Genomic DNA, 20,151 nt, shown 5'->3' on the forward strand with positions numbered 1-20,151 from the left:
TGAAAATTAAATAGATAGTTCCTGTGACAAACGATACAAGTCCAAATCACATTTATGAGGCTTTTTCAGGATTTCTATGATGTCATAATCAACAAGTACATTCTTTTCAATCCCTACAGAACGTCCGCCTTTTCCATCCATCAAGAGTTCAACTGCTCTTGCTCCTAAGCGACTCGCTAATACACGGTCTGCTGCAGTCGGTGAACCTCCGCGCTGCATGTGACCCAAAACAGAAACTCTTGTTTCAATGGACGTTTTCTCTTTTAGCAAATTCGAAAAGTCTGTTCCAGACATAACGCCTTCAGCTACGATAATAATGCTGTGTTTCTTTCCTCGTGCATGACCTTTTTTAATTCTCTCTGCAATTAAATCAATATCGTAAGGATCTTCTGGGATTAGGATTGTTTCCGCTCCGCCAGATAGTCCTGCCCATAAAGCAAGATCACCAGCATCGCGTCCCATTACTTCTATAATAAATGTGCGTTCATGTGAGGTTGCTGTGTCACGAATTTTATCGATTGCATGAATAACAGTATTTAACGCTGTATCGAAACCGATCGTAAAATCCGTTCCGGGAATATCATTATCGATCGTACCAGGAACCCCAATACAAGGAAAGCCTTGTTCAGTCAATGCTTTGGCTCCCATGTAAGAACCGTCTCCTCCAATGACAACCAGCCCTTCAATTCCATGCCTCTTTAATTGCTCAATTCCTTTTTGCTGACCTTCTTTTGTCTTAAATTCTTCACAGCGGGCAGAATAAAGAGTTGTTCCACCACGATGAATAATGTCACCTACAGAGCCAAGCTCTAATTTTTTAATATTTCCAGAGATTAAGCCTTGGTAGCCTTGGTAAATTCCATATACCTCTAATCCATGAAAAATTGCTTTTCTAACTACCGCACGAACCGCAGGGTTCATACCAGGTGCGTCGCCGCCACTTGTTAAAACACCAATTCGTTTCATCTAAGTATTCCCACCTTTTATCAAAATGTAAAATATGTTAAGAATTTCACACAGCTTTTGTCTATTTAGCAAAATCCTATTTCATTGTAAATCATCAAACCGTAACTCTATCTTATTAAAAATACCATGAAGAGTGTTTGTTCTCAACTGGTATAAGGAAGGTTCATCAATAGACGAAATAATCCGCATAGTGAAACCGTTTTATTTTACAATAAACTATCAAAATGGATTATATAGGTATTATTACAAAAAAACGTGCACCATAAACGAGTACACGTTCTTATCCCCTATAGCGTTTCACTTAAAAGGGTATGAGATCCAATTTGTTGGAATTTTTCATGCCGATGCTGCACAAGTTCCTCGGCAGACATTTTTGAAAGCTCCTTTAATGATTGAAGCAGCACCTTATCAATAAAAGCAGCTTGGGCTTTGACATCATGGTGAGCGCCGCCCTTCACTTCAGTCACGATATGATCGATTATTCCCAGCTCTTTTAAATCCGGAGCGGTAATTTTCATTGATTCAGCTGCTTTTTTTGCAAGACTCGCATCTTTCCATAGAATCGATGCAGCTCCTTCTGGAGAAATAACGGAATAAGTAGCGTTTTCAAGCATATGCATATAGTTTCCAATTCCAAGAGCCAATGCTCCGCCACTTCCTCCTTCTCCGATCACGATACACACCACAGGGACCGTTAAGCCCGCCATTTCAAATAAATTTCTTGCAATGGCTTCGCTTTGTCCGCGCTCCTCAGCAGCTTTCCCAGGATAAGCACCTTTTGTATCAATAAAGCAAATGATCGGACGGTTAAATTTTTCAGCCTGTTTCATTAAACGTAAAGCCTTCCGATACCCTTCTGGATGAGGCATTCCAAAATTCCGTCGAATGTTTTCCTTTGTATCTTTACCTCTTTGGTGTCCAATAACCGTTACAGGCTTGCCGTGATAAAAAGCGATTCCTCCGACAATTGCGTGGTCATCACCGTAAAGACGATCACCATGCATTTCGATAAACTGATCAAATAGCTCGCCAATATAATCTAAAGTAGTTGGTCTCGCTGGGTGTCTTGCTACTTGAACGCGATCCCATGGCTTCATATTTAAATAGATATCATCTTCAAGGCGAGCCAGTCTTTGCTCAAGCTTATCAATTTCGATTGACAAATCAACCTCAGAGGCTGCTGTAAAAGCTTTTAGTTCGTTAATTTTTTCTTTTAATTGAATAAGCGGCTTTTCAAACTCTAGTTCATTTACCATGTCGCAGCCCCCTATCATGAATGGAAAGAATGATCGCAAGCTGCTGTCTCAGCGCAGTTCTAGGAATAACCGCATCAAGCTGGCCATGTTCAAGCAGGAATTCGGCTGTTTGAAAGTCATCTGGCAGCTTTTCTCGAATCGTCTGCTCAATAATTCTTCTTCCTGCAAAACCAATAAGAGCTCCCGGCTCTGCAAAATTATAATCGCCTAAAGATGCGAAGCTGGCTGAAACCCCACCAGTCGTTGGGTGAGTCATAACAGATATAATAAGTCCTCCTGTATTGCTGAACTTTTTTAAGGCCGTACTAGTCTTAGCCATCTGCATTAATGAGAGAACCCCTTCTTGCATGCGGGCACCTCCGCTTGCCGTGAAAATTAAAAATGGCACATCCAATTCCTCTGCCCGGGCAATAGCTCTTGAAATTTTTTCTCCTACTACCGAGCCCATACTCCCCATTCTGAAATTGGAATCCATAATGGCCAAGACGACACTATGACCTTCTATCGTCGCAGTGCCAGTAACGATCGCTTCATTCATGCCTGTTTTCTTTCTATCCTTTTCAACTTTTTCCATATAATCTGGAAAGTTAAGCGGATTAACAGAGCGCATTTCCTGATTGAATTCAATAAAAGATCCAGGATCAGCTATGCTTTTAACACGTTCAGCGGAGTTCATTGTATGATGAAAACCGCAATGGGAACACACTTTTTCGTTTTTAACTAGTTCTTTTGTATACATGATTTTTTTACAATTAGGACACTTTGTCATTATTCCTTCTGGGACATCATGTTTGGCATTCTCAGAAGGGATCGTTGCATATTTTTTTTTCTTAGATTTTGTAAATATGTCTTTTAGCAACGTTAAACCTCCCTTATTAGCAGGAACAAGCTGTAATTTCTACGCTTGCTCGTAGATTACGCCACCATTTTATTCGTATTGTGGCTTTTTGCATAAAGTATGAATCAGCTGGTGATTTTTCGATATTATCGCCTGCTGAATTGATCGAATGGTCATTTCGTCAAATGGCATGTTAGCCGGCTGTTGTGTGTTGGAATCAAATTCATGCAGCACAAGCCATACTTTGTAGGACAACCGATTTCCAGAGGCTTGAACCAATTCCGCCATAACATCGCTAATTGATGTTAAATCACCATTATTAAAACGTGAAATAATGTCTTCAAACAGCAAATTTAATTTCTCCTCTGAATGAATAAACATCCGATGAATACTTTCTGATTCAATCCAGCTCTTCAGCTCCATAATATCATGCTCGGCCTGTCTGTCTTGAATCACAAACATCCCTAGAAGCTCTACAAGGCGATGGTCTCTGAAGTCTCTCAAAAAAGTTCCTTCACCGTGTCTGGTTTCAATCAAACCAAGCAGCTCAAGGGCACGAAATGCTTCTCGGACAGAAGAGCGTCCAACACCAAGACGCTCCGAGAGCTCTCGCTCCGAAGGTAAACGATCCCCGGTCGAAAGCCCGTCGCGTAAAATCATTTCATTTAATTGATGGACAATTGAAATATAAATCTTCGAATGTGGCTTAGAGCGCTCCACAGATGCATCACTCACTTTTTCCAATTAATGAAAGACGTTCAGTTTTTGCCCGTATCTCTTCAGGATCTACTTTACGTCTTGCAACGCCAGTTTCCATTGCAGCCTTCGCAACTGCAGCAGCTACAGCAGGGGCGACACGCGGATCAAAAGGTGCCGGAATGACATAACTCGCATCCAGTTCATCATCATGAATAAGTGAAGCAATCGCCTCCACGGCAGCACGCTTCATTCTTTCATTGATGTGCGTAGCGCGAACATCCAATGCACCACGAAAAATCCCCGGGAAGGCTAATACATTATTAACCTGGTTTGGATAATCAGATCGACCCGTTCCAATCACTTTAGCTCCCGCAAGCTTGGCGATCTCGGGCATAATTTCTGGCACTGGATTTGCCATTGCAAAAATAATAGCATCCTCATTCATTGTACGAACCATTTCTTCTGTTAATGCGCCCGCTACTGATACACCTATAAATACATCTGCTCCTTGAATGGCATCGGCAAGAGTGCCATCAATACGCTCTTTGTTCGTGATTTTTGCTACTTCATTTTTAATAGCATTCATGCCTTTAGGACGACCTTCATAAATAGCACCTTTTGAATCACACATAATGATATCGCGAACACCATAGCTATATAGCAATTTAATAATGGCGATTCCAGCAGCACCCGCTCCATTCATCACAACTTTAATGCTTGAGATTTCTTTATTTACAAGCTTCAGTGCATTCACTAATCCTGCTACAGTAACAATAGCTGTTCCGTGCTGGTCATCGTGAAAGACTGGGATATTGGTTTCTTTTTTTAATCTTTCTTCAATCTCAAAGCAGTTAGGGGCAGCAATATCTTCTAAGTTCACTCCGCCAAATGTCGGCTCCATAAGCTTAACCGTTTCAACAATTTTATCGATATCTGTTGTATTTAAACAGATTGGAAATGCATCGACTCCCGCAAAGCTCTTAAACAATACAGCTTTTCCTTCCATAACAGGAAGTGCGGCTTCAGGTCCAATATTCCCCAGACCAAGTACAGCCGTTCCGTCCGATACGACTGCAACCATATTTCCTTTCATCGTATAATCATAGACAGTCTCGGGCTTGTCGTAGATTTCTTTACACGGTTCAGCAACCCCAGGTGAATAAGCTAAACTCAAATCCTCTGCATTTCGAACTGAAACCTTGGATGTTGTTTCTAATTTCCCTTGATTAACTTTGTGCATATGTAGTGCTTCATCACGTAATGACAAATCGTTTCACTCCTTGATTAAATTAAGGATTGCCCCTTTTTAACAATTGGTCAGACCACATAAATCTCTTTTCCACTATATCACAAAGAAAACCTGCATAAAAGATTTTCATTGAATGATCACATTCTTATCACCGAGCAGCCTTTTGAGCTGAGAAGGCAGTACAGCATGCGGGTTGACCCATTCCGAACGCTGAAGCTGAAGCGTCCGGCCTGATTCTTCTATGTGAATAATGACCGCCGTTTCACCTTTGTGCTTTCGGCACAATTCCCTGACCGACCGTATTGTTGCTTCTTGATCTACCTGACTCGGAATCCTGATAAATAGCTTGCTGTTACTTTCGTTATTTATCCAATCTTCTGGTAGCTTTATTTCCTGAATGACTAGCTGATGCTTCCCATTTCTCTCTTCAATCTTGCCTCGGAAAATTACAAGCAGGCCTTCCTTTAAAATCCCTGAAGCGTGACGGTATGTTTCAGGAAAAGCAACTGCATCCAAATCTCCTGTATCATCACTGCAAACAACAAATGCCATAGACTCTCCCTTTTTTGTTCGTATCATGCGAATATCAGTAATAAGAGCTCCTATAATAACCGACCTTTGCCCCGCTTTTAGCTGGTCAATCGAAGTGGCGCCAATACTATTCAGTTTTTCTTGGATCGAGGTAACAGGATGAGCGGTTAAATACACCCCCAGCACTTCCTTTTCATAGGTCAGCTTTACTTCTGTTGGCATTGGGGCTTTTTCAATATATTTGGGACTAATATTAAAGATATCATCGAAAAAGCTTTCTTCAGAGGGGTTCATAAGCGAGGCGTGTTCAATGGCAACATCGATCGTGGCCAATAATGTCGCCCTATCCTTTGAAAAATCATCGAGCGCTCCTGAAAGCACAAGCGATTCCAAGATTTTACGATTCATTGATTTGGCCGGAACACGTACACAAAGGTCAAACAGATCTTTAAACGGACCTTTTTTCCTTGCTTCGAGGAGGTCCCTCGCAGTAGCCGCTCCAATGCCTTTAATCGCACTAATGCTAAAACGGACACTGTCCTTCTCGACAGCAAAATACCGGTGACTGGACTGAATAGACGGCGGCAGTATGTTTAGCCCTAGCCGCTTGGATTCTCTTATGTACAATCGAAGCTTATCTTCATTTCCGGTTACGGAGGTCATAAGTGCAGCCATAAAGTGTGTTGGATAATGTGTCTTTAAAAAGGCAAGCTGATAACCTATTAAGCTATAAGCTACCGCATGACTGCGGTTAAAACCGTAATCAGCAAAGCGAACAATTAAGTCATACACAATGTGAGCGGTTTTTTCATCGTATCCTCTTTCGATTGAGCCTTCAACAAACCTTGCACGCTCACGATCCAGATCTTCTTTTTTCTTTTTGCTCACCGCTCGCCTCAGTAAGTCTGCCTGACCAAGTGAAAAGCCGGCCATAACTGCAGCAATCTCCATAATTTGCTCCTGATAAACCAAAATACCGTATGTTCTTGAGAGAATCGGACGCAAATCCTCATGAATGTAATTCACTTTTTCTTTACCATGCTTACGGTTAACAAATGAAGGAATGTGATCCATTGGTCCTGGACGATATAACGCATTAACCGCCACGATATCCTCAAAAGAAGTTGGTTTTAGCGTAGAAAGAACATTTTTCATACCATCAGATTCCAGCTGAAAGACACCTGTTGTCCAGCCTTTGCTTAAAAGCTCAAAGGTTTTCGAATCATTACTTGGCATGTCTTCGAGCTGAAAATTTCTATTTTCTTTCTGTTTGACAGATTGGACAATTCTTTCTAAAATCGTCAAATTTCTCAAACCAAGAAAATCCATTTTCAACAAACCAATTGCTTCAAGAATATCCATCGGCCATTGTGTCATATGGACTTGATCATGTCCTTTTTGCAGCGGTACGATCTCAATTAATGGTCGATCGCTAATAATGACTCCAGCAGCATGAGTAGAAGTGTGGCGCGGCAATCCCTCAAGCTTTTGTGCAACCTCAAACCACAGCTGGTGTCTTGCAGATTGCTCAACAAACTGACGCAGCTTGCTTGATTCCTTCAATGCATCTCCTAATACAATGCCAGTGCGTCCAGGGATGGAACGGGAAATGACTTCAAGCTCTCCATTCGAGAATCCAAATACACGCGCAGTATCTCTGGCAACCGCTTTTGCAGAGAGTGTCCCAAATGTAAGAATTTGTGCCACATGCAGCGCTCCATACTTTTCTGCTACATAATGTATGACTTCATCACGTCTATGATCTGGAAAATCGATGTCAATATCCGGCATCGTCACACGTTCTGGATTTAAGAACCGCTCGAATAGTAGATCATGTTCAATCGGGTCTACCTGTGTAATAAATAACGCATAGGCAACGAGGGAACCAGCTGCAGACCCTCTCCCAGGGCCTGTCAGAATCTTATTCTCTCTGGCAAACTTCATGAAATCCCAGACAATTAAGAAATAATCGCTAAATGACATGCGGTCAATAATGGTAAGCTCATGCACTATCCGCTGTTCATAGGCAGGTGGTACTTGCCCCAATCGCTTCTGCAGTCCTTCCCGGCAAAGATGCTCCAGCACTTCACCTGCTGATACATCATCAGGAACAGGGAATTTAGGCAGCTGCATCTCTCCAAACGCAAGCTCAACTTGACAGCGCTCAGCAATTTCTATCGTCGTTTGAAGAGCTTCCGGAATAGAGGAAAAGCGCTCAACCATTTGGCCTTTTGAAGCAAAGGAATATATTCCCCCATCCGAATCATCATCTTCAATTTTTTCACCGTCACGTATAGCTGTTGCAACACGATATGGAAATGCATCATCTTCTTCTAGATAACGGACATCATGTGTCGCGACGACTCGAAGATTATATTCATTCGCAAAAACGGTCAGCTGTTCCATCCGTTCACGCTCACGTTGAAGTCCATGATTCTGCAGAGATAGAAAAAAGGAATCATCTCCAAACATTTGCTGGTACACTCTCACACACTGAATGGCCTGATCGACAAGGCCTTTCTCAATCAGCTGTTCAATCTCCCCATTTACACCGGGCGTAAGAGCGATTAAGCCGTTCGCATATGATTTCAGCCATTTATGAGGGATCCCCTCCGTTGATTTTGTCTGCAGTACGCTGGATATTTTAATTAAATTTTTATATCCCTGTTGATTTCGCGCCAGCAAAACGAGTGGAAATGCCTTCTCATCTTCTTCAATCCGTACATCTGCGGTCATGCCGATGATAGGCTTAATTCCAGCTTTTTTACATGCCTTGTAAAACGGAACAACGCCATATAAAACGTTGCGGTCTGTAAGCGCAACCGCTTCATATCTTTCTTTCTGAGCTTTATCCATGAGGGCAGAAAGCGTGATCGTGCTAGATAAAAGATCAAATGAGCTCGTTAACTGCAGATGAACAAACGACATTCTGCTTTCCTCCTTTATAGAAATTCTACTTACCTATACATCCTTGCAAAGTAATTGAAGCTTCTCGATTACTTCACTCGATTTTACCCAATCCTTGATGGAAGCACCAGCTGCCATTGGATGACCGCCGCCATTATATTGCTTGGCTAGTTCATTCACAATCGGTCCTTTTGAACGTAATCTAACGCGAATTTCTTCCTCTTCTTCAATGAAAAAGACCCATGCTTTCATTCCTTTTACGCTTCCTAGTGTTCCAACAAGGAGTGATGCTTCAGAGGCTGTGACGTTAAATTCATCTAACACACTAAGAGGAAGCTTCATATAGGCAGCACCATCCTCGTTTATTGAAAAATTCTGCAAAACATAGCCTTGTAGCTTTAACAACGGTTTCTCCATCTCGTAAAGTGAGTTAAATAGCTCGGTGCGATCAAAGTTATAGCGGATTAATTCTCCTGCAAAATCAAATGTCTTTTGTGAGGTGCTAGGAAAGATAAATCTTCCTGTATCTCCTACAATTCCTGCGAAAATTAATTTTGCTGCTTCATCATTCATCTTTAAACCGTGATCTTTCCCTTCCAGATAAAGCTCATAGATCATTTCACTGACCGAGCTTGCAGAAGTGTCAACCCACAAAAGATCACCGTATGGATCTTCGTTCGGATGGTGATCAATCTTAATCAGTCGATCTCCCTGCGTATACCTTTTATCGTCCACTCTTTCCTGGTTTGCTGTGTCGCATACGATGACAAGGGCACCCTTATAGGTTTCATCTGAAATTTCGTCTAATGTACGTAAAAAAGTCAATGAAGCTTCAGGCTCTCCAACGGTATAGACATTTTTATCAGGGAACGAGCATTTAATGATTTCAGCCAATCCGCCTTGAGAACCGTAAGCATCTGGATCTGGTCGAATGTGGCGATGCAGGATGATTGTATTGTATTGTTTAATTGTGTCGATTATTTGAAGTTTCATTATACTCTTCCCTTTCGTTATCAAGTGGTGGCATTTCCCCTTATTTATCGTTACAATAAGATGATATTTGATCGTTTGATCAATGATATAGGAGGAGTAGAAATGCCAATTTTAGTCTTTTTGATTATCTTATCTGGAGTTGCTTATTTATATTTTAAAACGAAACAAATACGTACCCCGAGAGTGGTTGAAAAACAATGGCAGGCAAGCCGTGCCGGAATCGCACTCGGGTTAGGTATGGGCTTCTTTGGGCTTAATCAGTTTTTTCTTTTTAATTTTGAAATGTCATCAGACCTTATCATTACCTATATCATCGCTGCAGCCTTTGTATTGGTCGGCTTTATCAGCGGCTGGATAAGATGGAAGGCTTATAAACACTTTACTCTCCTTCTTGAAAAGGAAGCAGTTGAATGGGATAAATTTAAAAAAGATCAATCTAATCCAAAGTAGTAGACTGGCTGGCCGCCAGTCATTTTTTTATCGGTCAAGAAGCTGACACATCATCATCGCTTTACCAACAAGGTTGCCCTCGCTGTATACCTCAACATCCACTTTCCCAAATTTCCGACCTACATCGAGGAGTCTCGGACAAATCTCAATCATGCTTTCCATTTGTACAGGCTTGATAAAATAGATCGTAATATTTTCAATAACAAGATCTCCGCGCTTAAAATCGCGCAATGTGCGATTCGCCGCCTCCGTGACAAGCGATGTGAATACCCCGTATGAGATCGCCCCAAGCTGGTTCGTCATTTGTGGTGTTACATGAAAGGTATAGGTTGGTGAGGAAGAAGATTCTACCGTCATCTCCTTAAAAACAAGGTCATCAATGGTTTCTCCTACCTGGGGCTGACGCTGAATCATTTGCAATGCTTTCAGCACATCCTGACGGCTTATAACCCCTTCCAGACGATGCTGATCATTTACAACTGGCAACAGTTCAATGCCTTCCCAGATCATAATATGTGCAGCAGAAGCCACACTTGTTTTGATACTGACTGTCAGCGGAGATTTCGTCATGACTCTCTCTAAAAGCTCCGACTCACTTTTTCCTAATATATCCTTCGACGTTACCATCCCAACAACCTTTAATGAGTGGGGATCAACGACCGGAAAACGACTATGCTGTGTTTCCCCGTTTAATAAAGACCATTCACGAACCGTATCTCTTGAGGTTAAAAAGTGAGTGTTGCTAAATGGGATTAAAATATCCTCTACAAGCACAATTTCTTTTTTAATCAACTGGTCATAAATCGCCCGATTGATCATAGCGGCTACGGTAAATGTATCATAACTTGTTGAAATAACAGGTAATTCAAGTTCGTCAGCTAATTTTTTTACAGATTCATCTGCATCGAACCCTCCTGTAATTAAAACAGCCGCCCCTGTTTGAAGTGCATATTCGTGGGCTTTTGTTCGATTACCAACGATCAATAGGTTACCCGCTTCCGTATAGCGCATCATCGCTTCTAGCTGCATAGCCCCGATCACAAATTTATTTAGTGTTTTATGTAAACCGGCTCGACCTCCCACAACCTGCCCATCAACAATATTAACCACTTCCGCATATGTAAGGCGTTCAATATTTTCTTTCTTCTTTTTCTCAATACGAATGGTTCCGACTCTCTCAATCGTGCTGACCAATCCTTGATTTTCTGCCTCTTTAATGGCGCGATAGGCTGTTCCTTCGCTTACATCAAGAGCTTTTGCAATTTGCCGTACAGATATTTTATCTCCAACGGGCAATGCTTCGATATATTTTAATATAAGCTCGTGCTTTGTAGCCACCGTTTGTCCCTCTCTTTCGGTCCGATCATGTATTCGCTCTATCATTATACGCGTTAACTGCCTCTCCGTTCAATCCATCACATCCTGACGCTAAACATTAATGTATACTAAAGAATGACTAATTCAACAGAGGGAACCACGTTAACAATAGGAAAGGACCTTCAATATTGAAGGTCCCACCAGTTAATGCCTTTTGTTTAGATCAAACATCTGCGTTTATTGATTATAAAAATTCTCTGTATAATATGGCTGCGATTCTGCATTAAAGGCAACTCCAATACCTAAAAAGCGAAAATCCGACTTAAGAATGTTTTCTCTATGCCCAAGGGAATTCATAAGTCCTTCATGGGCAAAAATACTGCTAGATTGACCATAAGCAAGATTTTCTCCCGCAACGGTAAATCGGACACCATCCTCCTCCATACGATCAAAAGGAGACTGTCCTTCTAGATTTGTATGATCAAAGTAAAGGTTTTCTGCCATATCCAAGCTATGCTCACGTGCTGTTTCCCGCACATGATCATCCCAGTTTAGAATAGGTAAGCCGTGATTCACTCGAGACGCATTTGTAAAATCAAACAATTGATATTCAAAACCTTCTTTCAATGCCCTGCTTTCTTCTGCATAAAGATGGTTTTTGTTTTTCTCTAATTCTTCACTGATGATCTGAAGAGCAGTCACACTATTTTCTTCGTGAATATCATAGAAAATCGTTGCATAGCTTCCGTCCAATTGGTACACGTCATATTCTTCGTTACTCTGAATTTGATACACAATCATTCCTTTACGAATACCTGTTAAAGGCTCTCCAAGCTGCTCGCGAACAGCTTCTTTAGAACTGTTTAGCTCAATGCCAACAGATGAAGAGATCAGTTCCTGATTAGTATAAAGACCATTCACCAAATTACCTTCATCATAAGAGACCATCATAAAATTTTGATAGTTTTCATGATAGGTGTACCAATCTACTCCATATTCATTTTGCGACTGACGCACAGGTTCGCCAAGCTGCTGTTCTACATGTTCTTTTGAATCCCCCACTTGAATGTTATAAACAGAAAAGGTTTGATCTGTCGGTGGGGATAAATCCGGTCTTTCTATCTCTTCACTCTCTTGTGTTTGCAGTACAGGGGTTTGTTCAATGGCTTGATCTATTTGGACAAATAAAGAATGTAAGGTATCCTGTGCTGTGTCTATAGCTACAATAACAGCAGGGTTTTCTTTTACTGAATCAACGCTCGAGGAAATTGAATCCATGAAGGATAAATCTACATAATCATTCAAATATCCCTCCCACATCGGCCTTGAAATAAATACACCAACGAGCAGCAATATAAAAAGAAATAATCGTCTCAACATTTCACACTCCTCCTGCTACCATTGTAGCCTAATCTTCCATACAGGAAAAAGTAATATGGTTTAATGGCACTGAATCCCGCTTTTTATGGAAGAATTTAAGATAGAAGGAAAAAACAAAGCCGTTTATCGGATGAACCAATAAACGGCAATCATATCCATTACAGCTTGATCACTTCACCTGCTTGCATCACTTTTCCTTCTCCTGTCGTTAACAGATTAACAAATGCTTCAGGGTCCTGCTTGATTGGGGGAAACGTATTATAATGGATTGGCACGACCATTTTTGGCTTTAACAGCTCTGCTGCATAAGCGGCATCCTCTGGTCCCATCGTAAAATTATCTCCAATTGGCAAAAAGGCAAGATCGATCGGATGACGTTCACCGATTAGTTTCATATCACCAAATAGCGCTGTATCTCCTGCATGATAAATGGTTTTCCCTTCCACCATTAAGAGAACTCCTGCTGGCATTCCTGTATAAATAATCTGCTGATCATTCGTTGTATAGGCGGATCCATGAAAAGCCTGTGTAAGCTTCACTCTGCCAAAATCAAACTCGTATGCCCCGCCAATATGCATGGGATGTGTATTAAGTCCCTGCCATCCTAAATAGACAGCCAGCTCGTTTGGAGCAATCACAAGTGCATCGCTTTGCTTCGCAATCTCAACCGTATCTCCTACGTGATCATTGTGCCCATGAGTTAAAATAATCACATCTGGTTTTTCGTCCGCTGCAACAAGATCCGTCAGTTCATTTCCGTTAATAAAAGGATCAAATAAAATTGTTTTTCCATTTGTCTCGATTTTGACAATAGAATGACCGTGATACGAAACTTTCATAATATAAATTCCTCCTTAATAATAAGTTCATACGCTAAAAATTCGATATCTTCATACTATTTCCCTTCACAAATAAAATAAAAACGTCTTTATTTCCTTTATATTCGCTATATATCATATAATCCGTTTTACAAGCAATTTAAAAATTGCTACGATCTAATAAATAGCTAGAGCACATTTCAAGGGGGAAAGAAATTGAATACAAATATCCAAAACATCCAAGGGTGGTTATCAGCTCAGAATGCAGATGCCGCATTATTAACATCAACTGAAAATATTTTTTATGTGACTGGGTTTAGAAGCAACCCTCACGAGAGATGGCTCGCTGTCTATATCCCCATTCAAGGAGAAGCGGTGTTAATTTGTCCAGGAATGGAAAAAGAAGATGCCGTTCACTCCGGATGGAATGGCCCGATTATCGGATACACTGATATTGAATTGCCGATGGAGTTACTGCACTCATATATAGAAGAACATAAATATCCAAACCGTATGCTAGCTATCGAAACAGCCCATTTAACCGTTGATCGCCTGCATATTCTACAACATACATTTGGAAAAATTGAAACAAAGTCGATTGAGCAAAAAATGCACGATCTTCGGATCATCAAGTCAAAAGAAGAGCTGACGCATTTAAAGGCCGCAGCCAAGCTCGCTGATTTTGCTATTGAAGTAGGCTGCGCGGAGTTAGCAGAGGGAAAAACAGAGCTGGACATTCTTGCAGCCATTGAGTTTGAATTAAAACGAAAAGGCATTACTGAAATGTCTTTTTCAACGATGGTGTTAACGGGTAAAAATGCCGCTTCCCCTCACGGAACTCCGGGCTTAACAAAAATCCAAAAAGGTGATTTAGTTTTATTCGACCTGGGTGTTGTTTGCCACGGATACTGTTCAGACATTACAAGAACTGTTGCTTTCGGAGAGATCAGCGCCGAACAGCAAAAAATCTATGAGACAGTTCTTGAGGCTGAACAAGCTGCTCTCCAATTAGTAAAACCTGGTGCAATTGCTGGTACATTAGACCAAACGGCACGTAAAATTATCAAGAATGCTGGATATGGAGAATTTTTTCCTCATCGGTTAGGACATGGGCTTGGTTTAAATGTGCATGAATATCCATCCATTACCTCAACGAGTGATCTAGTATTGCAAGAAGGCATGACCTTTACCATTGAGCCTGGGATTTATGTACCGAATGTAGCAGGTGTAAGAATCGAGGATGATGTCCTTGTAACTGCAAATGGTTTTGAAACGTTGACAACTTTTCCAAAAACACTGCAGATAATCAAATAACTATTTTAAGTGAGAGGCTTAATGTCTCTCACTTTTTTCACACTATTAAGAGCCTTTTTGTGAATTTGGAATAAAGTTTGATCAAAAACCCTTTATCAAATAGAAAATGAACAACTGATGAAAATTACTATAAGAATCGTTCATATGGTGAATTAGAGCAAAATTTACAAACAAGTATGGAGTCGGTTTTAAACGTATCGAGTACTACTCTTAGACATGTTTTGGCTTGTCCAAATTATACTTACAAAGAGCGAATTAATATTTTTTGGGGAAGTATTTATACCTACCAGCCATGAGGTCATGTTATAGCAGCGACTGATTTAGTAGAGCTTGTACCATCAATCAACCTCCCAGTTTTTAGACTTCATGGACAGCATGATTTCCAAACAACATACAGTCTAGCTAAACGCTTTTTCGAATCAATAAAGCTTCTTTCATAAAAATGGATATCCTCAGCAATTCCTCCCATACTCCCTATATTGAAGAACCAGAACTTTTTTATAAAATGATACACGATGAAATTTTGGAAAATGTTAAAGACACGACTAACAGGTATATTTGAGAAGATTATTGTAGAAAAATCTTCTTTAAGTAATGCCAGTTCAATAAGGGGAACAAAAATGATCAATATTTTTTCAAAACACGCTCTTTTTTTGTTCGTTTTTCAAGATTAATAGCTTCAATTTAATCAAACTTTATTGACATCTACACCTTTTGTCCGAGTCAAAATTCTCTGCTCAAAAAAGACAGTTAAGATCAACGTCTCAACTGTCTTATCATTTAATTTATCGAACAAGCAAATCCAGCACATCGGCATACTCAAGACTGTGTGCTTCCGCTACAGCACTGTAAGTAACATAGCCATCCAAACAGTTAATGCCTTTTCTCAATGCTTCGTTATCCAAACAAGCTTGACGGTACCCTTTATTCGCAATTTGTACTGCGTATGGAACTGTAACATTCGTTAACGCTAGAGTAGATGTACGAGGAACGGCTCCTGGCATATTTGCTACTGCATAATGCACCACTCCATGTTTGGTGTAGGTTGGGGCATCATGTGTGGTAATACGATCGGTTGTTTCAAAAATTCCGCCTTGATCGATCGCAATATCCACCACGACAGCACCCGGCTTCATCGATTGAATCATGGCTTCCGTTACAAGCTTTGGTGCTTTTGCACCTGGAATCAATACAGCACCGATGACCAAATCGGCTTCTGCCACACTTTCTGCTAGATTTAATGGGTTGGACATCAGGGTAGTAACATCCTTTCCAAAAAGATCGTCAAGCTGGCGCAAGCGGTCAGGATTTAAATCCAAAATCGTCACATCCGCCCCTAGACCAATGGCCATCTTCGCGGCATTGGTTCCAGCAACTCCGCCTCCAACGACCGTAACTTTACCTCGCGCAACGCCGGGAACACCTGCAAGGAGGATCCCCATTCCACCATGAATTTTTTCTAAAAACTGTGCTCCGATTTGTGTTGCCATTCGGCCTGCAACTTCGCTCATTGGTGTAAGAAGCGGCAAAGAACCATTCGGTAATTGTACTGTTTCATAAGCAATCGCAATCACCTTGCTATCAATGAGCGCCTTTGTTAATTCAGGTTCAGGTGCTAAATGAAGATATGTAAATAAAATGAGTCCTTCACGAAAAAAAGGATATTCGCTTGCAATCGGCTCTTTCACCTTCATGACCATATCATATGACCATGCTTCAGCAGCGGAATCAGCCATTTTTGCCCCTGCGTTTATGTAATCCTGGTTTGTAAACCCAGATCCAATCCCCGCATCGACCTCAACAAACACCTCGTGCCCGTTATTCACTAAGTGATATACTCCGGATGGTGTAATCGCAACACGGTTTTCATTATTCTTTATTTCTCTCGGAATCCCAATTTGCATCGTAAAGCCCCTCCTAATAAAGTCTCCTTACCGTCAGCAAAGCTTTGTTACGAAAACCGATATCCTTAGGCTGGAATGGTTGTCATAATCAGTTCTATTTTACCAAATGAAAGAACTACTGTCTTAACTATTTCCTTAAATGTAAAAATTCTGATTATTCTTATTTTTGTTTTCGCTATTTTTCTCTTTATATAATCTATTGTTTATGTCTATTCAAACTCACGACGTTTGTATAACAGCTGATTACATACTTCGCTTAAATAGCTCTATTATAATCTTCTTCATTACAGCAATTTTCAGACAATAAGTGTACAATGAACAGAAGGAGGGGATAGATGATGGCACTAAGCTACGATCACATATTAGTCGCAGTTGACGGTTCAAAAGAGGCAGAATGGGCATTTAAAAAATCGATTGATATTGCGAAAAGGAATGATGCGACGCTCAATTTGCTGCATGTCATTGACACCCGTTCATTTGCCGTTGTTGAAGCGTACGATCGAAGTGTAGCCAAGCGTGCCCAGACATTCGCTGAAGAAATGCTGGAAGAGTACAAAAAGGAAGCTGAACAGCAAGGCGTGAACAAGGTAAATACCTTCGTTGAATATGGCTCTCCAAAGGTTCTTGTACCAAAAGAAATGGCTAGAAAGGTAGAAGCTGATCTGATTATTTGCGGTGCTACAGGATTAAATGCTATGGAACGATTTTTAATCGGCAGCATTTCAGAGCATATCGTCCGAGCAGCAAAGTGTGATGTACTGGTTGTAAGAACAGATCATATTCCAGATAAAAAACAGAAGCCAGTTGAAGCTGAACAAAAAAATGAGGATCATAACTTTACAATTTAATCGGATAACAACAAAGAGAGAAGGCTGAAAAATTAAGCCTTCTCTCTTATTTATTATTATTCTACAGACACAGCGGAAAGGATCTCCTGTGCCTTATCAAGCTGCTTTTTCACTTGCGTAAAACCTGTACCTCCCGCTGATTCACGGCGTTTTACTGCTTGGAATGGAGTCAGCACTTCGTATATATCCGCTTCAATGACGGATGCAGCTTCCTGTAATTCGTCTAATGAAAGGTCTTTTAGATAGATTCCTTTGTTAATGCAAGCCAATACGAGCTTCCCAACAATTTCATGTGCTTGACGGAATGGCACACCCTTTGCTGCTAAATAATCCGCAAGTTCTGTCGCATTTGAAAAATCCTCATTTACCGCCTGTTCCAGTCGCTCCGTTTTTATCTTCATGGTATCGACCATGCCTGCAAAAATCTTCAGTGATCCTAAAAGGGTATGCACTGTATCAAACATACCTTCCTTGTCTTCCTGCATGTCTTTGTTATAGGCAAGCGGAAGTCCTTTTAATACCGTTAACAGCGACATTAAATGGCCAAATACACGTCCCGTTTTCCCACGCACCAGCTCTGCCATATCTGGATTTTTCTTTTGCGGCATAATACTGCTGCCCGTGGAGAAAGCATCGGCCAATTCAATAAATTGAAACTCTTGGCTAGACCAAATAATCATTTCTTCAGCAAATCGAGATAAATGCATGATCGTCATGGATGCATTTGACAGAAATTCGATGATAAAATCACGATCACTCACTGCATCCATGCTATTTTCATAGATATTAGCGAATCCTAGAAGCTCTGCTGAACGATAGCGATCGATTGGAAATGTTGTTCCAGCAAGCGCACCGGCACCGAGTGGTGAGAGATCGATACGTTTCATGGAATCTTCAAAACGTCCATAATCTCGTTCAAGCATCCAGAAATAGGCTAACAGGTGATGAGCGAAAGAGATGGGCTGTGCACGCTGCAAATGAGTGTAGCCTGGTGCAACTGTTTCAATGTGCTCAGAGGCTTGCTTCAAAAGTGCTTTTTGCACAGATCGAATTAATAATTGGATCTCTTCCACTCTTTTTTTTAAATAAAGATGCATATCCGTTGCAACCTGGTCGTTTCGGCTTCTTCCCGTATGAAGCTTTCCACCCACCTGACCGATTTCTTGTATCAGCATATGTTCAAGATTTAAATGAATATCCTCATTTGCGACTGAAAAAGATAATTCTCCTTTAATCGCTTTTTCTGTTAAGCCTGCAAGTCCCTCTTGAATCTGGGCAACCTCATCAGCTGTTAAAATCCCGCATTCGCCAAGCATTGTCACATGTGCGATTGAGCCTTGTAAATCCTCCATCACAAGTTCCTGATCAAAGCCGATTGAAGCGTTAAATTCATCTACCCATTCTTCAGGGGACTGAGCAAAGCGTCCTCCCCAGAGCTTACTCATGACACAGGCTCGCCTTTTTTATTTTGAACCATTGAGTGAACTTTAGTTGGAAGACCCCAAAGCTTGATAAATCCTACTGCTGCACTGTGATCAAATTCGTCATCAGATGTATAGGTTGCAAGCTTTTCATCGTAAAGTGAGTTAGGAGATTTTCTTCCTTCTACAATCGCATGGCCCTTGAAAAGTTTTACGCGAACAACACCATTTACATATTGCTGTGTTTCTTTTAAGAATGCTTGAAGGGCAGGAGTTAATGGTGAGAACCATAAACCTTCATAAATCATTTCTGTTATTTTCTTTTCGATGACTGGTTTGAAATGAGCCATTTCTTTAACCAATGTTAAATCTTCAAGTTCTTTGTGCGCTTTAATTAACGTCATAGCACCTGGGCACTCGTAAACTTCTCTTGATTTAATTCCTACAAGACGATTTTCAACGTGATCGATTCTGCCGACACCATGTTTACCAGCTACTTCATTCAGTGTCAAGATCATCGTTGATAATTTCATCGTTTGGCCATTAAGGGCAACAGGAACCCCTTGTTCAAAGGTAATCTCAATCGTTTCCGGCACATCAGGAGTTGCTTCAAGCGGCGCAGTTAGATCATAAGCACCCTCTGGCGGCGCTGCCCATGGATCTTCCAAGATTCCGCACTCATTACTTCTTCCCCATAGATTTTGGTCAATCGAGTATGGGCTGTCTAAATTGATCGGAATCGGGATATTATGCTGTTTCGCATATTCGATTTCTTGTTCTCTGGACCATCCCCACTCACGAACCGGTGCTAGGACTTCCAAATCCGGATTAAGTGCTTGGATCGCCACTTCAAAGCGAACTTGGTCGTTTCCTTTACCAGTACAGCCGTGAGCAACAGCGGTTGCACCTGTTTTTCCCGCTACTTCAACAAGCTTCTTTGCAATTAAAGGACGAGATAATGCAGAAATTAATGGATATTTACCTTCGTAAAGCGTATGTGCTTGAAGTGCAATAAGAGCAAAATCTTCAGCATACTCATCTTTCGCATCAATCACGTGACTTTCAATCGCTCCCACTGTTAGGGCTTTTTCTTTGATGAACGCTAGATCTTTTCCTTCACCAACATCTAAGCAGCATGCAACGACTGCATATCCTTTATCTTTTAGCCATTGAATGGCAACGGATGTATCAAGTCCACCTGAATATGCAAGTACAACTTTCTTTTGATGATTTGTCATGAGTATAACCTCTTTCGTATTT

16 protein-coding genes are annotated in these 20,151 nt (G+C 41.0%); 3 read left to right on the forward strand and 13 right to left on the reverse strand.

All coding sequences use genetic code 11. The features are described from left to right. Positions 1–6 precede the first annotated feature (6 nt). The 7 genes from pfkA to KP78_RS17010 all read right to left on the reverse strand — a co-directional run bounded on the left by pfkA (position 7) and on the right by KP78_RS17010 (position 9,439). Positions 7–966: a 6-phosphofructokinase gene (gene pfkA / locus KP78_RS16980; protein WP_041090745.1), complete on the reverse strand. Its 960-nt coding sequence runs from the start codon at positions 964–966 to the stop codon at positions 7–9. Between the two features lie 287 nt (positions 967–1,253). After that, positions 1,254–2,222, reverse strand: a complete 969-nt coding sequence (gene accA / locus KP78_RS16985; RefSeq protein WP_041090748.1) for an acetyl-CoA carboxylase carboxyl transferase subunit alpha — start codon at positions 2,220–2,222, stop codon at positions 1,254–1,256. Beyond that, positions 2,212–3,081: an acetyl-CoA carboxylase, carboxyltransferase subunit beta gene (accD, locus tag KP78_RS16990; protein ID WP_041090751.1), complete on the reverse strand. Its 870-nt coding sequence runs from the start codon at positions 3,079–3,081 to the stop codon at positions 2,212–2,214. Before accD ends, accA begins: the two co-directional genes overlap by 11 nt. Before the next feature lie 69 nt (positions 3,082–3,150). Continuing rightward, positions 3,151–3,795, reverse strand: a complete 645-nt coding sequence (locus KP78_RS16995) for a FadR/GntR family transcriptional regulator (protein ID WP_235420974.1) — start codon at positions 3,793–3,795, stop codon at positions 3,151–3,153. Beyond that, positions 3,788–4,999, reverse strand: coding sequence for an NADP-dependent malic enzyme (gene ystJ, locus KP78_RS17000; RefSeq protein ID WP_106388599.1), 1,212 nt, complete (start codon positions 4,997–4,999; stop codon positions 3,788–3,790). The genes KP78_RS16995 and ystJ overlap by 8 nt, the downstream gene beginning before the upstream one ends. A 135-nt stretch (positions 5,000–5,134) precedes the next feature. Beyond that, positions 5,135–8,467 carry a DNA polymerase III subunit alpha gene (dnaE, locus tag KP78_RS17005; protein WP_041090754.1) on the reverse strand — a complete coding sequence of 1,111 codons (3,333 nt, stop codon included), beginning with the start codon at positions 8,465–8,467 and terminating at the stop codon, positions 5,135–5,137. 33 nt (positions 8,468–8,500) lie between these two features. Then, the gene (locus KP78_RS17010) at positions 8,501–9,439 is read right to left on the reverse strand and encodes a DHH family phosphoesterase (RefSeq protein ID WP_041090756.1); all 939 of its coding nucleotides are present in this window, start codon (positions 9,437–9,439) and stop codon (positions 8,501–8,503) included. Positions 9,440–9,541: 102 nt separating this feature from the next. On the opposite strand from KP78_RS17010, the gene KP78_RS17015 reads away from it, so the two are divergent. Continuing rightward, on the forward strand, positions 9,542–9,889 hold the full coding sequence (locus tag KP78_RS17015; RefSeq protein WP_041090758.1) for a YtpI family protein: 348 nt from the start codon (positions 9,542–9,544) through the stop codon (positions 9,887–9,889). 27 nt (positions 9,890–9,916) lie between these two features. Here KP78_RS17015 and KP78_RS17020 read toward each other — a convergent pair whose 3' ends face one another. The 3 genes from KP78_RS17020 to KP78_RS17030 form a co-directional block, all read right to left on the reverse strand. Next, positions 9,917–11,227: a CBS domain-containing protein gene (locus KP78_RS17020; RefSeq protein WP_041090760.1), complete on the reverse strand. Its 1,311-nt coding sequence runs from the start codon at positions 11,225–11,227 to the stop codon at positions 9,917–9,919. 216 nt (positions 11,228–11,443) lie between these two features. After that, a complete protein-coding gene (locus KP78_RS17025) occupies positions 11,444–12,586 on the reverse strand; it encodes a CAP domain-containing protein (protein ID WP_084220137.1) in 1,143 nt (380 codons plus the stop codon). A gap of 158 nt (positions 12,587–12,744) precedes the next feature. Continuing rightward, positions 12,745–13,425 (reverse strand): metal-dependent hydrolase, encoded by a 681-nt coding sequence (locus KP78_RS17030; RefSeq protein ID WP_041090762.1) that lies wholly within the window; start codon positions 13,423–13,425, stop codon positions 12,745–12,747. A 195-nt stretch (positions 13,426–13,620) separates the two neighbouring features. On the opposite strand from KP78_RS17030, the gene KP78_RS17035 reads away from it, so the two are divergent. Then, a complete protein-coding gene (locus KP78_RS17035; protein WP_041090764.1) occupies positions 13,621–14,718 on the forward strand; it encodes a M24 family metallopeptidase in 1,098 nt (365 codons plus the stop codon). A 785-nt stretch (positions 14,719–15,503) separates the two neighbouring features. Here KP78_RS17035 and ald read toward each other — a convergent pair. Next, a complete protein-coding gene (gene ald, locus KP78_RS17040; protein WP_041090766.1) occupies positions 15,504–16,622 on the reverse strand; it encodes an alanine dehydrogenase in 1,119 nt (372 codons plus the stop codon). Between the two features lie 338 nt (positions 16,623–16,960). On the opposite strand from ald, the gene KP78_RS17045 reads away from it, so the two are divergent. Beyond that, positions 16,961–17,470 (forward strand): universal stress protein, encoded by a 510-nt coding sequence (locus KP78_RS17045; RefSeq protein WP_041090933.1) that lies wholly within the window; start codon positions 16,961–16,963, stop codon positions 17,468–17,470. A 56-nt stretch (positions 17,471–17,526) separates the two neighbouring features. On the opposite strand, the gene argH is transcribed toward KP78_RS17045, so the two are convergent. Continuing rightward, entirely contained in the window at positions 17,527–18,915 is a 1,389-nt protein-coding gene (gene argH / locus KP78_RS17050; protein ID WP_041090768.1) for an argininosuccinate lyase, read from the reverse strand. Then, complete coding sequence (locus tag KP78_RS17055; RefSeq protein WP_041090770.1) at positions 18,912–20,129, reverse strand: argininosuccinate synthase; 1,218 nt, start codon at positions 20,127–20,129, stop codon at positions 18,912–18,914. Before KP78_RS17055 ends, argH begins: the two co-directional genes overlap by 4 nt. Positions 20,130–20,151: the final 22 nt, after the last annotated feature.

The organism is Jeotgalibacillus soli, assembly GCF_000829435.1.
GTDB classification, from domain to species: Bacteria; Bacillota; Bacilli; order Bacillales; family Jeotgalibacillaceae; genus Jeotgalibacillus; species Jeotgalibacillus soli.